Genomic DNA, 15,546 nt, shown 5'->3' with positions numbered 1-15,546 from the left:
CGCGCGGCCCTGTTCCTACACCCCCAGGTACTGCAGCAGCCGCGCTTCGTCGTCCAGGAATTCCTGCGACGTACCCGTCCACGCAACGCGCCCCTTTTCCACGATGGCGTGGCGGTCGGCGGTGGCCAGCAGCGGCTCCAGGTTCTTGTCGATGCACAGCACGGCCAGACCGGTCTGCTTCAGCGTGTCCAGCGCGGCCCAGATTTCTTCGCGAACGACGGGCGCAAGCCCTTCGGTCGCTTCATCCAGAATCAGCAGCCGGGGATTGGTCAGCAATGCGCGGCCGATGGCCAGCATCTGCTGTTCGCCGCCCGACAGGTGGCTGCCCAGGTGTTTGGCGCGTTCAGACAGGCGCGGGAACAGCGCGTACACCCGTTCCAGCGTCCAGGGCTGCGCCGCGCCTTGCCGGTTGTGCGCGGTGGCCACCAGGTTCTCGCGCACCGACAGGTTGGGAAAGACATGACGGCCTTCGGGCACCAGCCCGATGCCGCGCTGCGCCACCTTGTAGGGAGGCAGCCGCCCGATGTCCACGCCATCGAAAGTGATGGCGCCGCGCGAGGCGGAATTCAGGCCCATCACCGCCTTGACGGTGGTGGACTTGCCCATGCCGTTGCGTCCCAGCAGGGTCACAAATTCGCCGGGCGCGATGTCCAGGTCGATGCCGAAGAGCGCCTGGCTGGCGCCGTAATGCGCGGTGACGCCGCGTAGCGAGAGCAGGGCGGTCATGCGCGCGCCTCCCGGGTGCGGCCGCGCTCGCTGCCCAGATAGCATTCGCGAACCTGCGGATCGTCGCGGATCTGGTCGGCGGTGCCGCACGCGAGCGCGCGGCCGTACACCAGCACGGTGATGCGGTCGGACAGGGCGAAGACGGCCTGCATGTCGTGTTCCACCAGCAATATCGTGTAGCGGCCGCGTAGCGACAGCAGCAGTCGCGTCATGGCCTCGGATTCGTGCTGGCTCATGCCCGCCATGGGCTCGTCCAGCAGCAGTAGCGACGGTTGGCACGCCAGCACCATGGCCAGTTCAAGCTGGCGCAATTCGCCGTGCGCCAGCTCGCTGGCGGGCGTGCCTTCGCGCGCCGACAGGCCGGCCAGGGCCAGCGCCTCGCGGGCGGGTTCGGTCAATGCCGGTGTTGACAGCACGGGCCGCCAGAACCGGAAGCTATGGCCGCGCCGCGCCTGCTCCGCCATCGCCACGTTCTCCAGCGCGGTGAACGGTTTGAAGACCGAGGTGATCTGATACGAACGCGCCAGGCCGTGTCGCACGCGCTTTTCCACCGGCATGCGCGTGACATCCTTGCCGTCGAGCAGCACGCGTCCGGCGTCGGGCCGAAGCTCGCCGCTCAGTTGCCCGATCAGCGTGGTCTTGCCGGCGCCGTTGGGGCCGATCACGGCGTGCAGCTCGCCGCTGGCCACGTCCAGCGACAGCTTGTCGGTGACCGTCAGCCCGCCGTAGCGCTTTTCCAGGTTCTCGATGCGCAGGGCGCTCATTGCGGCTCTCCGGTGGGGTGGGGCGCCGTCTTGCTGGGCAGACGCCACGGCGCGGCCGACAGGCTGCCGTAGACACCGCGCCGCGAGGCAAGCACCACGCCGACGATCAACAGGCCCATGACCAGCATCCAGTGCTCGGTGATGAGCTTTAATCCTTCCTCCAGCAGCAGGAACGCCAGCGCGCCCGCCACCGGGCCGAACAGCGTGCCGATGCCGCCTAGCGCCACCATCACGATCAGTTCGCCGGAGGTCGTCCACGCCAGATATGACGGCGAAACGTACATGGTCAGGTTCGCCAACAACACGCCCGCGACGCCGCAGATGACGGCGGATATCACATAGGCGGCAAGCCGGTAACGCAGCGTGGGAAAGCCCAGCGCGCGCATGCGGCGCTCGTTGGCCTGGCAGCCGCGCAGGGCCATGCCGAACGGCGCGTGGATCAGCCGGTGCATCAGCCACAGCACCAGCAGCAGCACGCCGAAGGCCGTGCAATACAGCGCGAGCGGCGTGTCCAGCCGGAACAGGCCGAAGTCGCTGCCGGCAAAGAGCGACATGCCGTCGTCTCCGCCGAAGCCTTCCAGGCCCGTCGCCAGAAAGTAGAACATCTGCGCGAAGGCGAGCGTGATCATGATGAACGCGATGCCGTTGGTGCGCATGACCACATACCCGCTGACGATCCCGACGACCGCGCACGCGCCGATGGCGCCAGCAAGATGCCACCAGCCGCTTTCGATGCCGTAGTGCGACAGCACGCCGACGGAGTATGCCCCAAGGCCCACATACAGCGCATGGCCGAAGCTCACCATGCCGCCGTAGCCCAACAGCAGATTGAGCGCCAGCGCCGCAATGCCATATACAAGCACGCGGCCGAACAGGGCCAGCAAAAACGGCTCGCCCTGCCACTGCGCGTAAAGCGGCACCAGGGCGAACAACAGCAGCAGCGCGGCGGCGGCCAGCGTGCGGGGAGATAACGTGAACATGGCGTCGCCGTCCTTATCCGTGCCTGACGGGAAACAGGCCCTGCGGCCGCATCGCCAGCACCAGCGCCATGACGATGTAGATCAGCATCGACGCGATGGCCGGGCCTGCGGCATTGGCTGCAGCGGGGGGCAGGGCGGCGCGCAGCAGGGTCGGCAGCAGCGCGCGGCCCAGCGTGTCGATCAGCCCGACCATCAGCGCGGCCAGGAACGCGCCGCGCACCGAGCCGATGCCGCCGATCACGATGACGACCAGTGTCAGGATCAGAATGGGTTCGCCCATGCCCGTCTGCGCCGACAGAATGGGACCAGCCATCAGTCCGGCCAGGCCCGCCAGCACCGCGCCCAGCACGAACAGCAGCGTGTTCAGGCGCGCGATGTTCACGCCCAGTGCGCCGACCATCATGCGGTCCGTGGACCCGGCGCGGATCAGCATGCCGAGCCGCGTGCGATGGATCAGCAGGTAACACCCCGCCGCAACCAGCAGCCCGACCACGATGATGAGAAACCGGTACAGCGGATACGTGACGCCCAGGATGTCGATGGTGCCGGACAGCCAGGACGGCAGCCCCATGCTGATCGGCGCGGGTCCCCACAGGATGCGGGTCAGTTCATTGAAGAACAGGATGAAGCCGAACGTGGCCAGCACCTGGTCCAGGTGATCGCGCGGATACAGCCGCGCCAGCGCGATCCGGTCCAGCAGCAGCCCAAGCAGCGCCATGCCCGCGACGACCGCGGCGGCGGCCAGCAGGAACGAGCCGGTATGCCGGAACACGGTGGCCGCGATGAACGCGCCCATCATGTACAGCGACCCGTGCGCCAGGTTGATGAAATTCATGATGCCGAACACCAGCGTCAAGCCGGCGGCCAGCAGGAACAGCAGGATGCCGAGTTGCAGGCCGTTCAAGGCCTGCACCAGCAGCAGCGTCGTGGACATGGCTACACCCCTTTGCTGACGGCCCTCGGGGCCGCCCGCTTCACTTCATGACGCATTGGGCGGCGTACTGATCAGAGACCTTGGACAGGTCGGGGAAGATGGGGCCCTTGTTGACGAACGCGACCTTGCCGTCGGCGTTCTCGGCCACGTCGGCACGGAAGAAACCGGCCACGGGGAAGTGGTTGGGCTGATAGCGGAATTCGCCGCGCACGGATTGGAAGTCGGCGGCCTCCAGCGCCTTGCGCAACGCGTCCTTGTCGTCGGTCTTGCCGCCGGTCTTCTTGAGGGCTGAGCCGATCAACTGGGCGGCGTCATAGGATTGCGCGGCGTAGCTGGACGGCTCGCGGCCGTATTTCTGGCGGAAGGCTGCTGCAAAGGCCTTGTTGGCGGCGTTGTCCAGGTCGGGCGAATACGGCACGTTGGTGACGGCGCCCAACGCGTCCTTTTGCAGCGCGGGCAGTGTGGCGCCGTCGATGGTGTCTACCGACAGCAGGGGGATCTTGCCGAAGAGTCCGGCCTGGCGGTACTGCTTGATGAAGTTCACGCCCATGCCGCCAGGAAAGAAGACGTATGCGGCGTCGGGCTTGGCGTCGGCCAGCGCGGCCAGTTCGACGGAGTAGTCGGGCTGGTTGACCTGCGTGAAGACTTCGTTGACGACGTTGCCTTTGTAGAAGCGCTTGAAGCCGGCCATGGCGTCCTTGCCGGCCTGGTAGTTGGGGGCCAGCAGATAGACCTTCTTGAACCCCATCTGGTTGGCCATTTCGCCGCTGCCTTCGTGGCGCTGGGTGTTGTTCCAGGATGTGGAGAAGAAGAACGGCGAGCAGTCCTTGCCGGCAAGATTGGTGGGGCCGGCGTTGGAGCCCACGAGGAAGACGCCGGCGCTGGTCACAGGCCGCACGACGGCGAGCATGACGTTGGAGTAGACGACGCCGGTGATGATGGGCACTTTGTCGCTTTGCACGAGCTTGCGGGCGGCCTGGACACCGACCTCTGGCTTGAACTGATCGTCTTCCTTGATGACCTGCACGGCCACGCCGCCGAGCTTGCCGCCGCCTTGGTCGACGGCGAGCATGAAGCCGTCGAGCTGGTCTTGGCCGAGCACGGAGCCGGGACCGGTCAGCGTGGTCAGCAGGCCGATCTTGACGTCGGCCTGCGCGGCCGCGTGTAGCGACAGCCCGAGCACCGCGGCGGCGGCCAGCGTATGGATGCGTTTCATGTGATTCCCCTTGCTATGCCGTGTGTCACGGTCGTGGATGTGATGGCGCGCGGGTGCGTGGATTCGCGGGCGCGTGGTTTCACTGCTGCGCTACTGCATTGCTGCCCTAACTCATTGCAGCCCTATTTCATTGCTGCGCCTGCAAGCCAAAGAAGGTCATCGTGTTGCGGAACAGAATCTTCTGCTGCACGCCGGGCACCAGGTCTGCGTGGGTGACGAGCTTGCCGACTTCCTGTTCGCCCAGCGGATAGGGGTAGTCGGAGCCGAGCAGGACGCGGTCTTCGCCCATGACGTCGATGAGCAGGCGTAGCGATCGCGGGTCGAAGACGGCGCTGTCGGTGTAGAAGCGGTCGGTGTACGACGATGGCGGATGCGGGCAGTCTTCGCGGACGATGTCGCGATGGCGCCAGGCGTTGTCGACCCTTCCGAGCAGGTACGCAAAGCTGCCGCCGCCGTGGGCGAAGCACAGCTTGAGGCTGCGGGGAATGCGTTCGAAGGCGCCGGACAGAATCAGCGACAGAATGCCGAGCTGGGTTTCGGCGGGCATGGCGACAAGCCACGGCAGCATCCATTTCTTCATGCGGCCGTCGGTCATCATGTCCCACGGATGCACGAGGACGGGGATGTCGTCGTTGGCGCAGTGGACGAGGAACTGGACAAGCGTGTCGTCGTCGAGGTCGCGCGGGCCGACGTGGTTGCCGATCTGGACGCCCAGGTGGCCGGCGGCGCGTGATCGGGAGGCTTCGCGGCAGGCGAGGTCGAGGTCCTGCAGGGGAACTTGGGCCAGGGATTTGAGGCGCGCGGGGGCGTGGGCGCAGTGTTCGAGCGCCAGGTCGTTCATGCGTGCGGCCCAATCGGCGGCAGCCTGCGCGGGGTAGGTGTAGCCGAACATGATGGGCGTGGCGCACAGGATCTGGACATCGACGCCGTGACGGTCCATCTGTTCGATGCGCAGCGCGGGATCCCAGAGCGTGGCGTCGACGGGGCGGAACGGGCGGTCGCCAGCCATGATCTGGCCGGTCGTACCGTTGCCGTCGGGACGCAGCCAGGGCGCGTTGACGGGGTCGAGCGCAGCGGCTTCCTGCCGGGTGATCGGCGGGAAGAAGTGCGCGTGCATGTCGATTTTCTGGATCATCTTAGGTGGATGCCTGGGCGGGGGTGTGCTGCGCGGACGGGGCTTGGCCTTTGCCGGGATGGATTTCGCCGCAGCCGGGGCAGGTGCGTTTTTCCTGGCTTTGGTAGAAGGCCTGGAAGAGCGGGGGCAGGTCGGTGACGATGCTCTTGAGCTGGACTTCGACGCGATGCACGAGGTGGCGGCAATGCGGGCAGTACCATTCGAATCCGTCGAGCAGGCCTTCTGGGCGCTGGCGTTCGATGACGAGACAGGCGCTGTCGGTTTCGGGGCGTTGGGGGGAGTGGCGGACGTGCGGGGGCAAGAGGAAGATGTCGCCTTCCTTCAAGTCGACGCGTTCGGGTTTGCCGTCGATCCACAGGGATAGCCAGGCGTTGCCGCGTATCTGGTAGAAGAACTCTTCCAGCGGGTCGTCGTGGTAGTCAGTGCGATGGTTGGGTCCGCCGACTACGGTGACGATGAAGTCGCTGTCTTGCCAGATCTGCTGGTTGCCGACGGGGGGCTTGAGCAGATGGGCGTGGTCTTGGATCCAGCGCTGGAAATTCAACGGCGGGCCGTAGGCAGGCATGAGGAACTCCGTGGGTGTCGCTTGATGAGGGAGAGTCTAGGCGGGGGAGCGGGGGGCTGCACAATAGAAATTGTGGGGGTGGATATGCGGGTTATCTATCGCGGGGTTTCCCTGGTGGCCTCGGTCGTGTAGCGCAGACGGCCGGCTTCGAAGCGCGAAGCGGTTCACTGGCGAGCGGATTGATCTTGAGAGGAATGGGACGGTCTTGGTGCCTGCGGATTGTTCTTGAGACGCCGGGCACGGCGTCGGCCTGGGACGCGCGGGGCTACGATTGCGGTCCGGAGCCTTCGCTCCGGACTTCCCCTTCGTCATCGTCGTTGTCGCCTGCGGCGACTGCCTTCCGATTCCCTCGGGCGCATCTACACGCCCCGCGCGCCCCAGGCCGACGCCGCACCCGGCTGCGGTGAAATCAGCTTGGCGGTCGGCGGGGCGACTTGCGTTCTTAAGGTTCTTGCTCGGGTCAGCGCGTGTTTGGAGCGGCTTGCGGTGCCCGCCCCACGTCGGCCGCGCGGGCGGCCTAATGGGGCTTACGCGGCGTCTTGCGTCGTCGTGATGACGCTTCGCGTGTGGCTGCGATTAAGAGTGCGTCGGTGTTGCATCCGTAGGTGTCACGGATGCGTAGGTGTCTCGCATACGTAGGTGTCTGACACCCCAGCATTGACCTACCGCGCCGGGCCGACGCCTCCCCGGTGTCTGACACCGGCCTACGAAGCTGGGTCTTCATCAGCCATCGCGCGGCTCCGGTCTTAGACGCCGGTCGACGAATCTTCCGCGGGTGCTAGCCGCTGCGCCGTAATCTGCTTCAAGTAATCCACCAGCCGCTGACAAGCCGGTGTCAACGGCCGATCGGCTCTGATCGAATATCCAACGTCCCCAAACGCGCCGAATACATTGGTAGGCAGGCGAGCCAAGATGCCCATCGAAAGAAACTGCGCTGCAGCGTCATAGGGAATAAGCGCCAGCGCGTCGCTATGCATCAGCACGCCGATGTTGGTCAGCAACGACAGCGACTCGACATGCCGGGCCGGCAGCCGCAATCCGGCGTCGAAGAACGTGCGCTCTATCGACGCTCGCAGCGGCGACGTCGGCGCGGGCAAAATCCAGATGTGATCCATCAGGTCGGCCAAGTCGACGTCAGATGCGCCAGCCAGCGGATGACGCGCGCCGACGACCAGGCACAAATCTTCGTGGTAGAGCTTGTGATGATCGACAGCGACGCCGGAGATCGAAGCCATGTCCGCGCCAGGCAGGCGGCCGACGACGATGTCGACGTCGCCGGTGGCGAGCGCGGGCAGCAATTGCGCGGAGGGGCCTTCGCGGACGGTGACCTGGATGCCGGGGTGTTCGGTCATGAGGCGGGCGATGGCTTCGGGCAGGAGCTTGGCGGAGGCGGCAATCAAAGTGCCGACGACGACGTGGCCGCTGGCGCCGCCAAGAACAGCGTCGATGTCGTCGGCCATGTAGCGCACTTCGGCCATCATGGCGTGCACGCGCCGGCCGAGGACGAGGGCGAGTTCGGTGGGGGTGACGCCGCGGTTGGAGCGTTCGAAGAGCGTCGAGCCGAAGAACGCTTCGAGGTCGTGGATGGCCTTGGTGACGGTGGGTTGCGTCAGGTGCAGTTCGCTGGCGGCGCGCGATAGGGAGCGGCGCGCCAGGACGCGTTCGAAGATCTGGAGCTGATGCAGCTTGAGCTTGTGGCTCAGCGCGTTGGGCGTTATGCGGAAGTTCGACATCCGTGCGGCCGCCCCGGCGCGTGGCCGCGGACGATGGTCCTGTTCCCTGGGTGAGTCCGACATGCCGCCGCCCTTGGTGCGTTGTCCGGATCGCCGGGATCGGCTAGCGGGCGGCGGGCTTGTAGGCGACGGCTTTTATTTCGATCAGCAAATGCGGGTGCGGCAGCTGGTGCACCGCAACCGTGGTGCGCGCCGGACCGTCGGCGTCGAAGAACTCGCCGTAGGTCTGATTGTATCCACCGAAGTCGTTCATGTTGACGAGGAAAGTGCTGATCTCGACGACGTCGGCAAGCGTGGCGCCGGCGGTGGCGAGGATGTCCCGGATGTTCTCGATGACGGCGCGGGTCTGTGCGCGGATGTCTAGCGTGGTGGTGCCCATGGCGTCGACCTCGGCGCCGGCGATGCGGTTGTCGGGCAGGCGCGAGCTGGTGCCGGAGACGTACAGGAAGTCGCCGGCGCGTTTGATGTGGGGATACTTGCCGCGGGGCGTGGCCTTGCCGGGGACGACGGTGGCGGTGGGGGTGGGCTGGTTCATCGTGCGGTCCTTTGAATGAGGTGTCAGAGCTTGATGCAGACGTTGGTGGGTTCGGTGTAGAAGTGCAGCGAGTGGCGTCCGCCTTCACGGCCGATGCCGGACAGGCCGCTGCCGCCGAACGGTGTGCGCAGGTCACGCAGGAACCAGCAGTTCACCCATGCAAGGCCGACGTTCATGGCTTGCGCGACACGGTGGCCGCGCGTGAGGTTCTGGGTCCAGACGGCGGCGGCCAGGCCGTAGCGGGTGTCGTTGGCCAGGCGGATGGCTTCGTCCTCGGTGTCGAAGGGGGCGATGTGGCAGACGGGGCCGAAGACTTCTTCCTTGATGCAGCGGGCGTCTTCGGACAGGCCGGTCCAGATGGTGGGTTGCACGTAGGCGCCTTCATCGCGGGCGTCGCCGAAGACGGGCACGCCGCCGCCGGTGACGACCGTTGCGCCTTCCTCGCGGGCGAGGGCGAAGTAGGACAGCACTTTTTCGCGATGCTCGCGCGAGACGAGCGGTCCCATTTCGGTGTCTGGGTCCAGCGGCCAGCCGATGCGCATGGCGCGCGCGCGGTCCGCGAGCGCGGCGACGAAGCGGTCGTAGATCGGACGCTCGATGTAGACACGCTCGGTGCACAGGCAGACCTGGCCGCAGTTGGCAAAGACCGAGCGCGTGACGCCGTCAACGGCCGCGTCGAAGTCGGCGTCGGCGAAGACCAGCGCGGCGTTCTTGCCGCCGAGCTCAAACGACACGGGTTTCACGCCGGGCGCCACGGCGCGCATGATGGCGGCGCCGGTGGAGGATTCGCCGGTGAAGGTGATGCCGTCGATGTCGGGATGCGTGGTCATGAACTCGCCGGCCGAGTTCGGGCCAAAGCCATGCGTCAGGTTCAGGACGCCGGGCGGCAGGCCGGCGTCGTGCGCGACTTCGGCGAGCAGGGTGGCGGTGGACGGCGTGACTTCGGACGGCTTCATGATGACGGTGTTGCCGAACGCCAGCGCGGGCGCGACTTTCCAGGTTAGCAGCAGCAGCGGCAGGTTCCAGGGCGAAATCACGCCGACCACGCCGAGCGGCTTGCGGTAGGCGTAGTTCAACGCCTGGCGGCCGTCGGGCGTGTCGGTCATATAGCTTTCCATGTCCAGCGTGCGCGCCAGTTCCGCAAAGGTGCGGAAATTGGCCGCGCCGCGCGGGATGTCGATCTTGCCGGCCCAGCCGATGGGCTTGCCGGTGTCGCCGATCTCGGCTTGCAGGAAGTCGTCGAACCGGCGCTCGATGCCGTCTGCCAGCGCTAGCAGGTAGTCGGTGCGCGCCGCCACGGGGAGCGCCGCCCAGGCGGGCAAGGCGCGCCGCGCCGCGATGACGGCGCGGTCGACCTGGTCGCGGCTGGCTTCATGCACCTGCGCGATCAGTTGCCCGTCTACCGGACTGTGTTTGTCGAAGGTGGACGCGCCGTTTTCGAAGCGGCCGTCCAGGTAGTTGCGCAGTTGGCGAGTCGGCATCGGCGTGTTCCCGTTGGAGTCAGATGGGGTGGTTCATATAAATACGTATACGTACTATATTGGCGGATATTAGGCAGTGGGCGGATCCAAGTCAATGCGCATTTGCGAGAACGGCTGCGCCTACAATCGCCAGGCACATTCCATGGACGCCAGATGACCGCCGCTTCCCGATCCGCCCGACCGGCTTCCGCCCGGACCCTGAAGGAATTCGACCTGACGCATGTGGCGTCGCACTTGCTGCGCCGTGCGCATTTCCGGGCCGAGGCGCTTTTCACGCAGGCGTTTCCGGACGAGGACCTGACCCCGCGCCAGAAGGCGTTGCTGGTCACGGTCTATCAGAATCCCGGCGCTACTCAGAACCGCATCGCCGAACTGATCGCGCTGGATCGGAATTCCTTTGCGGAAATGATCGCGCGGATGACGAAGAAGGGGTACGTGCGCCGGACGCGGTCGGCGGAAGATGGACGCGCTTATGCGCTGGAGATCACGGCGGAAGGGGCGGCGCTGCTCGCGCGTGTCCTGCCCCGAGACGCGGAGGTGGAGGCGCAGGTGCTGGCGCCAATCCCGGAGGAATTGCGGCCGGTGTTCCTGCAGTGTTTGCGTCTGATGGCAGGTTTGGAAACCGCGCCCGCGCCTTGATGCGGACGCCGCAGGTATCGCGGCGAGTCAGCTCTCGCTTTTGGGAACTGGCGCAGGCGGGGGCGTTTGAGAAGACGCTTGCGAGGGCGCTTGTGGATAGGTCGGCGCAGGCGCTTGAGGATGCGCCTGCGGAGGCATTTGCGAAGACGCTTGCGAAGGCGCCTGTGGATATGTCGACGCGGGCGTTTGAGTATGCGTCTGCGGAGTCATGTGCGAAGACGCTGGAGGGACCGGGTGTGCGCTTGCCGGTGCAGGCGTCGGCGACGACGTGCGCGGCGGCATCTGCGCGGCTGCCTGCCGCGGCCGTTCCACCTTCCCAAATCGCAACGCAAACTGGCGCGTGAACACGGCGCCAAAGAAGAAGATCTGCGCGGAATACCAGATCCACAGCAGCAGCGCGATCAGCGAACCCGCCGCGCCGTATGCGGATACCGCAGCGCCCCGGCTCAAGTACAGCCCGATGCCCCACTTGCCCAAGAGGAACAGGGCGGCCGTCACGACGGCGCCCGGGATGACGTCCGGCCACGAAATCCTGGCGCTGGGCAGCAGCTTGAAGATCACGGCAAACAGCGCCGCCACGACCGAAAAAGAAAACAGGTTTGACGCCCACTCCGCCACGATCGAGAATGTCGAATTGGCCCAGAGCGAGCCATAGATGCCGCGCGCAGCAGCAAGCGCGGCGTTCACGGTCAACGACACCAGCAAGAACAGCGCCAGCACCAGCACCAGACCGAACGACAGCAGGCGGCTTCGCACCAGGCCTTTAATGCCGCTCTTCTGGTTGGCTTGCACTTCCCACAACTCATCCAGGCTGGCCTGCAATTCCGCGAAGGCGGTGGTGGCGCTGAAGATCAGCACGCCGATCGACACCATGGCCGCGATCCAGCCGCTGCCGGATTCGTGCGCACTGGCAAGTACCGTCTGGATCACCTCGGCGCCGCGCTCGCCGATCAGGTCGCGCAACTGCGCAAACAGTTCGGAACGCACGGCTTCTTCGCCAAAGAAAGCGCCCGCCACCGCAATCACCAGCAGCAGCATCGGGGCCAGCGAAAACACCATGTACAGCGCCAGTGCGGCGCCCTTGCTGGACGCGCGATGGCTGGACCATTGCTTGGCTGAGTCCATCAGCAAACCGCCGATCTGTGAGGGTCGCAGTACTTGCAGAACGGTTCTGGGCAGTCGCATGGCGCAATGTCTCGGTAGGGCGAGCCTTCATTGTAGGGACGCGTACAAGCCCCAGATACGGTCAGATTGTTGGCAAACGTTTTCAAACGCCGGGATATTTGCCGCTACTGAAACAACACGCAAAGTATCGAGCGCCATTTCGGTGCGCAAAAAAGAAAAACCCCCGGGGCGAAGGACCGGGGGTTTTTCGGATACTGCATTCCCCGGCCGAAGCCGGGGAGGCCTTGCAAGAACAGCGGGACTTAGAAGTCCATGCCGCCCATGCCGCCCATGCCGCCGGGCATGGCCGGAGCAGCGGGCTTGTCTTCAGCCAGTTCAACAACGGCGGCTTCGGCCGTCAGCAGCAGGCTGGCGACGGAGGCAGCGTTTTGCAGGGCGGTGCGGGTCACCTTGGTGGGATCCAGCACGCCTTGCTCGACCAGGTCGGTGTACTCGCCGGTCGCGGCGTTGTAGCCGTAGTTGCCCTTGCCGTTCAGCACGTTGCTGACCACGACGCTGGCTTCTTCGCCGGCGTTCGTGACGATGGTGCGCAGGGGTTCTTCCACAGCACGCAGGATCAGCTTGATGCCGGCGTTCTGGTCAGGCGTGTCGCCCTTCAGGTCAGCGATGGCTTGCTTGGCACGCAGCAGCGCAACGCCGCCACCAGCCACAACGCCTTCTTCCACTGCAGCGCGGGTGGCGTGCAGGGCGTCTTCGACGCGAGCCTTCTTTTCCTTCATTTCGACTTCGGTGGCAGCGCCAACGCGAATCACGGCAACACCGCCGGCCAGCTTGGCCACGCGTTCTTGCAGCTTTTCACGGTCGTAGTCGGACGTGGCTTCTTCGATCTGCACGCGCACTTGCTTGACGCGGGCTTCGATGGACTTGCTGTCGCCAGCGCCGTCGATGACCGTGGTGTTTTCCTTGCCCACTTCGATGCGCTTGGCTTGGCCCAGTTCAGCCAGCGTGGCCTTTTCCAGCGACATGCCGGTTTCTTCGGAGATCACCGTGCCGCCCGTCAGGATGGCGATGTCTTCCAGCATGGCCTTGCGGCGGTCGCCAAAGCCAGGCGCCTTGACGGCGGTGGTCTTCAGGATGCCACGGATGTTGTTCACAACCAGGGTGGCCAGCGCTTCGCCTTCGACGTCTTCCGCGATGATCAGCAGGGGACGGCTCGACTTGGCAACTTGTTCCAGCACGGGCAGCAGGTCGCGGATGTTGCTGATCTTCTTGTCGAAGATCAGGACATACGGGTCTTCCAGGACGGCAACTTGCTTGTCCGGGTTGTTGATGAAGTAGGGCGACAGGTAGCCGCGGTCGAATTGCATGCCTTCGACGACGTCCAGCTCGTTTTCCAGCGACTTGCCGTCTTCGACGGTGATGACGCCTTCCTTGCCGACCTTGTCCATCGCGTCAGCGATGATCTGGCCGATGGAGGTGTCGCTGTTGGCCGAGATGGAACCGACTTGGGCGATTTCCTTGCTGGTCGTGACCGGCTTGGATTGCTTTTGCAGTTCGGCGACGGCGGCGGCGACAGCCTTGTCGATGCCGCGCTTCAGGTCGATCGGGTTGAAACCGGCGGCGACGTACTTCAGGCCTTCCTGAACGATGGCCTGGGCCAGCACGGTGGCGGTCGTGGTGCCGTCACCGGCGTTGTCGGAGGTCTTGGACGCGACGTCCTTGACGAGTTGGGCGCCGATGTTTTCGAACTTGTCCTTCAGTTCGATTTCCTTGGCGACGGACACGCCGTCTTTGGTCACGGTCGGGGCGCCGAACGAGCGCTCCAGCACGACGTTGCGACCCTTGGGGCCCAGGGTGGTCTTGACAGCGTTGGCGAGAACGTTCACGCCACGGACGATGCGCACGCGAGCGTCATCACCGAACAATACTTGCTTGGCAGCCATTTCTTAGCTTCCTTCGAAAATTCGTTTGAGGCGGGAGATTTACTGAACCACGGCGAGGATTTCGTCCTCGCGGATGACGAGCAGTTCTTCGCCATCAACCTTCACGGACTGGCCGGCGTACTTGCCGAACAGAACCTTGTCACCAGCCTTCAGGTCGACCGGCAGGATCTTGCCGTCTTCGGTCTTCTTGCCGGGGCCGACGGCCACGACTTCACCCTGGTCGGGCTTTTCAGCGGCGCTGTCGGGGATGACGATGCCCGAGGCAGTCTTGCGCTCGTTTTCGAGGCGTTTGACGATCACGCGATCGCCCAGGGGACGCAAGGCCATGAGGAACTCCTGTTAACTAAATGAAAGGGGTGGTCGGTTTGCCCGGGAGGTGTTAGCACTCACCGGAGTCGAGTGCTAATTATAGGGATGATGTTCTGAGGTTCAAGGGGGGGCGGGGCGCTGTTACATATTTGGGGCGGAAATGTGCAGCTGTCGAATTTCATGTCGAAGTTCCTTCGACTTGAGATTTGGTTCACTGAAGTTGCCGTGTAACTCGTGTGTAGACTGAGGCGGCGTGCAGGCTGCGAGCGAGGAGGGCCAATTTCAGGCCAAAAGTGGCTCGCCGAGCACTTCGTGCCTGACGAGCTTTCGAATGGACTTTTGGTTCATGGAAGCTGGGAAAATGCCGATAACGATTCGATCAACTTGGAAATTGAACAAAAAAGTTCATTGAAGATGTCGAAGATGAGTGCCAGCGGAATGGGCGGAACTGCCTGAGCTGGCACCCGGTCTTCGCAAGTACGTGTCTTTGAGGCCGAAGAGGATAGATCGAGCAATACGGCGGATGGCTCACGTGCCAGTGACGATGACCGGGAAGGTATGCCTGGATACGCCTTCCAATTAAGCCATTCGATGGTCGGAGATTGACGGCCCTCCACTTGGTACACCTACCCTCGGGCACTGGCGGCGCTATCGTCTGACCGTTTGTATGCACAACCCCGAGTCGCCATTCAGCTAGAAGCTCCAAAGGCACGATCTCGCCGTTGTTCGAATTCATCGCCGGCGACGAGTACAACTTTTCACTACAGGCGTTGAACTCGGTCACGTCGGTAATCCGCCATGTGCGGCGATGAACATGGCCACAGCCGATCGGCAATAGGATTCAATTTCGTGGTCGTCTTCTGCCTTGGCTTCATCGAAGCGAGCGATTGTCAGCAGGTCAGAACCTTTGATGAGCGCGGCAAACAAGCGGGCGGACCTGCGAGGATCCGGCACGTTCAGAGCCGCGCTGGCGTGCAACTGACTCAACAGATTCTCAATCTCGGCAATGACATAGGCTGCGCCGGCTTCGAAATAGAGCTTGCTTAACGACTTTTGATTCGTCTTGTCAGCCATGATCATGGCTTCAACACTGCGAACGTCCGGGCTCAACAGCGTGCGAAGCAGGAATGATCCCACCGTGATGAGCTGATCTTCGGCTGAGCCCTCGACGCCATCGATAAGTGCCTGAGGCGCAAACTGGTGGCAGTGCGCCGCGATGGCCGCGCTGAATAGCGCCTCCTTGTTCTCGAAATGGCGATAGATGCTGAGCTTGGATATCTTCGCGCGCTGAGCGACCTTGTCCATGGTCGTCGCCTGAAAACCCAGTTCCACGAATAGCTGGCTGGCCGCGTCCACTATTGCTTGGCCCAGCGCCTCGTTGGCGGGGCGGCCACGCCGCCCCTGCGTTTTTTTCTCCGCCACGTGTATTCCAGTACTTGACAGTATCGTAATTAGAGATTT

15 protein-coding genes and 1 pseudogene are annotated in these 15,546 nt (G+C 64.3%); 2 read left to right on the top strand and 14 right to left on the bottom strand.

The window, feature by feature from the left end:
- Positions 1-15: 15 nt before the first annotated feature.
- From AB3147_RS23680 to AB3147_RS23635, 10 genes are all read right to left on the bottom strand, one after another.
- Complete coding sequence (locus AB3147_RS23680) at positions 16-726, bottom strand: ABC transporter ATP-binding protein (protein ID WP_367353140.1); 711 nt, start codon at positions 724-726, stop codon at positions 16-18.
- Positions 723-1,490 carry an ABC transporter ATP-binding protein gene (locus tag AB3147_RS23675; RefSeq protein ID WP_367353139.1) on the bottom strand — a complete coding sequence of 256 codons (768 nt, stop codon included), beginning with the start codon at positions 1,488-1,490 and terminating at the stop codon, positions 723-725. The genes AB3147_RS23680 and AB3147_RS23675 overlap by 4 nt, the downstream gene beginning before the upstream one ends.
- Positions 1,487-2,470, bottom strand: a complete 984-nt coding sequence (locus AB3147_RS23670; RefSeq protein WP_367353138.1) for a branched-chain amino acid ABC transporter permease — start codon at positions 2,468-2,470, stop codon at positions 1,487-1,489. The genes AB3147_RS23675 and AB3147_RS23670 overlap by 4 nt, the downstream gene beginning before the upstream one ends.
- 13 nt (positions 2,471-2,483) lie before the next feature.
- Complete coding sequence (locus tag AB3147_RS23665) at positions 2,484-3,404, bottom strand: branched-chain amino acid ABC transporter permease (RefSeq protein WP_175122582.1); 921 nt, start codon at positions 3,402-3,404, stop codon at positions 2,484-2,486.
- A gap of 40 nt (positions 3,405-3,444) precedes the next feature.
- Complete coding sequence (locus AB3147_RS23660; protein WP_367353137.1) at positions 3,445-4,620, bottom strand: ABC transporter substrate-binding protein; 1,176 nt, start codon at positions 4,618-4,620, stop codon at positions 3,445-3,447.
- Between the two features lie 127 nt (positions 4,621-4,747).
- Positions 4,748-5,755: an amidohydrolase family protein gene (locus AB3147_RS23655; protein ID WP_312998418.1), complete on the bottom strand. Its 1,008-nt coding sequence runs from the start codon at positions 5,753-5,755 to the stop codon at positions 4,748-4,750.
- A gap of 1 nt (position 5,756) precedes the next feature.
- Positions 5,757-6,320, bottom strand: a complete 564-nt coding sequence (locus AB3147_RS23650) for a 3-hydroxyanthranilate 3,4-dioxygenase (protein WP_367353136.1) — start codon at positions 6,318-6,320, stop codon at positions 5,757-5,759.
- A gap of 746 nt (positions 6,321-7,066) precedes the next feature.
- A complete protein-coding gene (locus tag AB3147_RS23645) occupies positions 7,067-8,116 on the bottom strand; it encodes a LysR substrate-binding domain-containing protein (protein WP_438861005.1) in 1,050 nt (349 codons plus the stop codon).
- 40 nt (positions 8,117-8,156) lie between these two features.
- A complete protein-coding gene (locus AB3147_RS23640; RefSeq protein ID WP_367353135.1) occupies positions 8,157-8,588 on the bottom strand; it encodes a RidA family protein in 432 nt (143 codons plus the stop codon).
- Positions 8,589-8,611: 23 nt separating this feature from the next.
- Positions 8,612-10,069 carry a 2-hydroxymuconic semialdehyde dehydrogenase gene (locus AB3147_RS23635; RefSeq protein WP_367353134.1) on the bottom strand — a complete coding sequence of 486 codons (1,458 nt, stop codon included), beginning with the start codon at positions 10,067-10,069 and terminating at the stop codon, positions 8,612-8,614.
- 153 nt (positions 10,070-10,222) lie between these two features.
- Here AB3147_RS23635 and AB3147_RS23630 point away from each other — a divergent pair, with 153 nt between their 5' ends.
- Entirely contained in the window at positions 10,223-10,708 is a 486-nt protein-coding gene (locus AB3147_RS23630; protein ID WP_367353133.1) for a MarR family winged helix-turn-helix transcriptional regulator, read from the top strand.
- Positions 10,709-10,999: 291 nt separating this feature from the next.
- Here the strand turns inward: AB3147_RS23630 and AB3147_RS23625 are convergent.
- The 3 genes and pseudogenes from AB3147_RS23625 to groES all read right to left on the bottom strand — a co-directional run.
- A pseudogene (locus AB3147_RS23625) lies at positions 11,000-11,893 on the bottom strand (YihY/virulence factor BrkB family protein); the annotation flags it as partial.
- A gap of 242 nt (positions 11,894-12,135) precedes the next feature.
- Positions 12,136-13,776: a chaperonin GroEL gene (groL, locus tag AB3147_RS23620; RefSeq protein ID WP_218342920.1), complete on the bottom strand. Its 1,641-nt coding sequence runs from the start codon at positions 13,774-13,776 to the stop codon at positions 12,136-12,138.
- A 39-nt stretch (positions 13,777-13,815) separates the two neighbouring features.
- Positions 13,816-14,103 (bottom strand): co-chaperone GroES, encoded by a 288-nt coding sequence (gene groES / locus AB3147_RS23615; RefSeq protein WP_006221616.1) that lies wholly within the window; start codon positions 14,101-14,103, stop codon positions 13,816-13,818.
- Between the two features lie 294 nt (positions 14,104-14,397).
- Between groES and AB3147_RS23610 the strand changes: the two genes are divergently transcribed.
- Positions 14,398-14,541, top strand: a complete 144-nt coding sequence (locus tag AB3147_RS23610; RefSeq protein ID WP_218342921.1) for a hypothetical protein — start codon at positions 14,398-14,400, stop codon at positions 14,539-14,541.
- Positions 14,542-14,865: 324 nt separating this feature from the next.
- Here AB3147_RS23610 and AB3147_RS23605 read toward each other — a convergent pair whose 3' ends face one another.
- Positions 14,866-15,507 (bottom strand): TetR/AcrR family transcriptional regulator, encoded by a 642-nt coding sequence (locus AB3147_RS23605; RefSeq protein WP_367353132.1) that lies wholly within the window; start codon positions 15,505-15,507, stop codon positions 14,866-14,868.
- Between the last annotated feature and the right edge of the window lie 39 nt (positions 15,508-15,546).

Source organism: Achromobacter animicus (genome assembly GCF_040775605.1).
Lineage (GTDB): Bacteria > Pseudomonadota > Gammaproteobacteria > Burkholderiales > Burkholderiaceae_B > Achromobacter > Achromobacter animicus.
The sequence above is the reverse complement of the archived record's forward strand: the minus strand, read 5'-3'. Positions and strand labels throughout refer to the sequence as shown.